Source organism: Massilimicrobiota sp. An105 (assembly GCF_002161155.1).
GTDB classification, from domain to species: Bacteria; Bacillota_I; Bacilli_A; order Erysipelotrichales; family Coprobacillaceae; genus Allocoprobacillus; species Allocoprobacillus merdigallinarum.
In genome coordinates, this window is the sequence record NZ_NFLY01000076.1 from 1 (window position 1) to 4,999 (window position 4,999).

Here is a 4,999-nt window from a genome sequence, read left to right on the forward strand (position 1 = left end):
CTGCAGAATTCCTTGACAGTCAAAGTGCTTTCCTTTTGACTATTTATGATTTTTTTCCAATCATATTGCATATAGTAAGTACCTCCTTTTTTATTGTACTTACATTTTAAATGAATATCTGCAGTCTTGTTAGTGCCTTTTCATTTGTCGCTTACGTTGTTTTTCATATATGAGAATACTTTCATCATCTATAAGCGTTCAATCAATACATGGATTTGTCTACTGATGATATAACCGAATCCTTATTGATTGTCCTTAAAATGATTTCTGATATTAAAATACTCATGATGATTAATGCCAGAGTCATCGAAAGGAAAACCTGATAGGAAGGAATAAAGCGATGCAAATCAGTGAATTTAAAGTAGAACATCCATCCTTCTATACCAAACACAATTGGCATGGATAGACATAACGCTATGACTGACAGCAGGATATTTTCAGTATAGATCATTTTTTTCATATCCTGATATTTGATGCCCAGTGATTTTAGTACAGCATAATCCTGAGATCTTTCAACAATATTAGAAGAAATCACAATGCCTAGATTTGCCAGACAGACAAGGAAGATAAATATAGTCAGGATTTCAACGAAGTATTGTAGAAATGTTTTGGAACTTTCCTCTAACGGATTGTCAATGGCTAGAATATAATCAGACAGTTCCTTATCACTTTCTATCATTTCAATGAGTTCTTCATGCTGGTTAGTATACATTTTATATTCAATATTCATGAGATTGTTTTCTAGATGCTGATACTGCTGATTGTATTGAATCAGGACATCGTAAGGCGCAAGGACTTCTATGCTAAGATGATTATCATCTGACAGATAATCTTCATTCATATCCCTTATCTCAAAATCTTCAAACGTATACATGCCTTTTGCATAAATATTTAAAGTCTGTCTTTCATAGAAGAACTCATCTTCAACGATATAGGAATTGATCATCTCAATAGGAATGACACCTTCCTTAAAGATAGGAATATCTTCTTCATTTCTGATTCCATTATTCTTTATCTTTCGATTCAGAAATATCGGCTGATCCTGTCCTGTCACATCCTTAAATAATGTTTCATCCACACCAGTAAATGATAGGCTGATGTTTTCTCTTTCAGGTACTCCAAAAGCCTCTTTGTATTCCTCTGTAAAAACATCATTATCAAAATTCCTCAATTCGCCTAGATCAATGCCATCTATTTGAACAAGATTACGATTGTCAGGATTATATTGATTCAATTTTTCAATGACTTTCTGATAGTCATAGTCAGGATTGTTTGGATCATAGTGTTTGAGGATGACTTTAATATTGTCACTGTCGTTTTTCTGATCCTTATACTGATCTTGAACATTAAAATAGTAGCTGGCTATATTGAAGAAGGAGATGCTCAATATCATCGTGATGATAACTGATAAATATTTTCCTTTTTCCAAACGTGGATACCTTAAGCCTAAAGACAGCCATGTTTTCTTTGACTTTAATAATATTGTCTGAGTTTTGGAATGTCTTTTTTTATGCTGCACATTTTCCTTAATAAGATCAACAATGTTTTCCCTGTATATCTTTTTTAAGGCAGATAAAGTTGAGATATTCATGATGACAATGATCATCAGTGAAATGATGATGCATATCTCTGGACTCGTGATGAAAGGAGCCGGAAATGAATTGAAGGATGTCTTTAAATAAATATCAGTTGTGATGTCATAGAGCATCTTTGTCGCATAGTAGCCAACAATCAATCCAATGAATATGCCTATAAGTGCATAGAAGAAAGATTCCAGAACTGTAACAATCTTCAGATGCTTATGATTAGCACCCATACTCAATAACAAGCCATAGTAATGCTTTCGATGCTTCAAGGTCACAAGGAACTGATTATATATCGTAATAAACATCACGAAAAACAGAAATGCAATGACAATCAGTATGGTCATATCAAATGCATCTATATTATAGACTGGTTCCCCTAGATACTGTCTGGCAACCACATAGTTGTTTAATGATGCTCCTGTTGTATCGCCATAAAGGCAGCCTTCAACTCTATTCATGGTAGCTTCATCCATCTGCTCAGTCGCTACATAGACAGTGTACATTGATGTCGGTTCTTGCGACAGTCTAATGATTTTGTCTATGGTTAATCCTGTATCAGTACGCGTTCCTCTAAACTGCATGATGCCTACAATTTCCAGTTCACAGTTTTTGGTTTCTTGGGTATCTGCATCCTGATAGGTCAGTGACAGCATATCGCCTATTTGATGACCAGTTTCCTCGATGAACTGTCTGGATACAAGGGCTTCCTGATCGTTTTGAGGATGTCGTCCCTGATAGATATATTGAGGACATAGTTCAAAATCTGAATAATTCAACAGTTCAATCATATATTCATCATTGAGCTGATATGAACCATATAGACCTTCAACGGTTGTTTGCTTGACTGTCACAATTTTCGATAACTTTGTTTCAAGCGCATCGGACATATCTGTATACTGATAAAGCCATGATCCATTTGAACTGACAGCAAAATTATAATCATTATAAATGGATGTATAGAAATAATGACTCAATGCAAAAATCAGGATAATGCATAAAACTGTACTGATAACAGTAAATATTGTGTGTACTTTGTTTTTCTTTAAATTGGCAAGCGTGATTTTCAAGAGAAATCTATTTTTCTTCATAGGCATGTAACTGTCCATTTTCTAAAACAAGTACACGATCTGCAATTTTTGCAAGTTCAATATTATGTGTGACCATGATGATGGAAATATCCCTTTTTTCATGTATCTCCAATATCTTCTTGATGATCATATCAGCACTCTCTTGATCCAAATGTCCAGTTGGCTCATCAGCCAGAATCATCTGAGGACAAGCCATAACCGCTCTAGCAATGGCGACTTTCTGTTGCTGTCCACCTGACAGCTGACTTGGAAAAGCTTTGGCTTTATCTTTTAACTGAAAGCTATCCAATAAATCTTCCAGTAATTTTTCATCCACTTCCTGCTGATCAAGTTTTAAAGGCAAAATGATATTATCCACAGTATTCAAGATAGGCAATAGATTATAGAACTGATAAATAAGACTGACATCCTGACGTCTGTATCTCGCTAGTTCAGGTTCATTAAAATCAAAGATATTTTGATCGTTGACCAAAATCTCACCTGAATCAGCCTGATCAATGCCTGCAATCAAATGCAATAAAGTTGACTTTCCACAACCTGAAACACCAACAATGGAAACAAACTCACCTTTTTCCATTTCAAATGACAAATGATTTAAAACTGTCACTCTATCCTGATTATCCTGAAAAGATTTAGTTAAATCTTTAATTTTAAGTATCTTCATAATTATCTCCTCATAATTTATTCTATCATAGAAAGCCTAATAAATCTCATATCGATTATACATTGATAAAAATTTATTAGGCATAATTTAAAATAATGGCTTCATACAATTTTTAAGGGATTTATAAAAATTATATATTGAGAACTTTATATTTTAGAGTGGACCAGTAGAAGATACACTATAACTTACAATGTCGGATATATTCATATTATTATCAAATGTATCGACTGTATATAATTCAGCATCAATATGTACTGTATATGATGATGAGCGTTGTTTTACAAATCTATAAACATTTGGTGTGGTATATCTTGATGGAAGATTACCTCGACTTGAGACTTGTATTGACGGTACATCATACAAATAGCCAGAAACATCATCAATACTTAATTTTGATTTTATATTTAGATAGTATTTTGAAGAAATAAAATCATACACTTTTTGAGTTACGTAATCCACTTTGATACCCTGAGGTTCTACTGGATTGGTATCAACAGCAGCAAAAGTCATACTTATTGAAGATGCTAAAATTAATCCTCCCAAACTTATCAATAAAAATATTTTTTTCTTTTTCATAATTATTTCCTCCTCCTAAACAAGATCGGATCCTGAAGGCCCCGGTGAATCACATGTAACTGTAAAATAATGTTTACTTAAAACAGTGCCAAAAATGTCTTTATAAGTATATAGCATTTTTACTCTTATCGTATATGTGTCAATTCTAGTTGTTTCGGCAATTTCCATACTATCCTTATTATAATATCCAACAGCAGTATTATTATACCAATGTACTCCTGCTACATTGATTAATTTACCTGATACGTCATCAATATATCCATATAATTGTAGATCGACATCTCGATGTTCAACGCTGACATATATTCCTTCAAAATCAAATATTACCTTTTTGTTTGCCTGTGGTTCTATAATATCATCATTTTGTAAAGATGTCTTTTCTAAAGCATAAACATTTGTAGCAAAGGCACATCCTATGGTAATAACCAAGCAAATCATTGACAAAAAAATTTTTTTAAACGCTTTCATTATTTTTCCTCCTTTTTTATAAAATACAATATTATATAAATGAAATTATAGTGATTGAAAAAATAACGATTCAACCTCCTTTCTTTTAATTTTGTTTTACAAATTTTTCATTACTCAGCAATCACATTAGAATTTCTAATTTTATTATAAGAATATTATGGTAAAATTGCCAGTGTTCTTGTATATCATGCAGATATTTTGACTAAAAAGCACGTAATCAATCAAAATAATATATATCACATATATGAATTGTCTAATATTTGATATATATTACTACAAATACAATGCATGTATATATAAATAACTTAACTATTCATATGCACTATAATATTACAAAATCATTTTGTTATATTGAGGTAGAAGAATGTGATATATATTAAGAAAGTACATTTTGTTGTGTAATTAAATTATGCAAAAATTGATGTACATCTTTTTTTGATTAGAAACAGTTATAGAAAAAGAGTAAGCGACAAATGAAAAGGCACTAACAAGACTGCGGATATTCATTTAAAATGTAAGTACAATAAAAAAGGAGGTACTTACTATATGCAATATGATTGGAAAAAAATCATAAATAGTCAAAAGGAAAGCACTTTGACTGTCAAGGAATTCTGCAG

The 4,999-nt window shown here is 32.0% G+C and carries 4 protein-coding genes; all 4 read right to left on the bottom strand.

What is annotated here, in order from left to right:
- Nucleotides 1–202: 202 nt before the first annotated feature.
- Entirely contained in the window at nt 203–2,674 is a 2,472-nt protein-coding gene (locus tag B5E48_RS13025; RefSeq protein WP_158097307.1) for an ABC transporter permease, read from the bottom strand.
- Nucleotides 2,661–3,338 carry an ABC transporter ATP-binding protein gene (locus B5E48_RS13030; RefSeq protein WP_087305557.1) on the bottom strand — a complete coding sequence of 226 codons (678 nt, stop codon included), beginning with the start codon at nt 3,336–3,338 and terminating at the stop codon, nt 2,661–2,663. The genes B5E48_RS13025 and B5E48_RS13030 overlap by 14 nt, the downstream gene beginning before the upstream one ends.
- A 153-nt stretch (nt 3,339–3,491) precedes the next feature.
- Nucleotides 3,492–3,914 carry a hypothetical protein gene (locus B5E48_RS13035; protein WP_087305559.1) on the bottom strand — a complete coding sequence of 141 codons (423 nt, stop codon included), beginning with the start codon at nt 3,912–3,914 and terminating at the stop codon, nt 3,492–3,494.
- Between the two features lie 15 nt (nt 3,915–3,929).
- Nucleotides 3,930–4,382 (bottom strand): hypothetical protein, encoded by a 453-nt coding sequence (locus B5E48_RS13040; RefSeq protein WP_087305561.1) that lies wholly within the window; start codon nt 4,380–4,382, stop codon nt 3,930–3,932.
- Nucleotides 4,383–4,999: the final 617 nt, after the last annotated feature.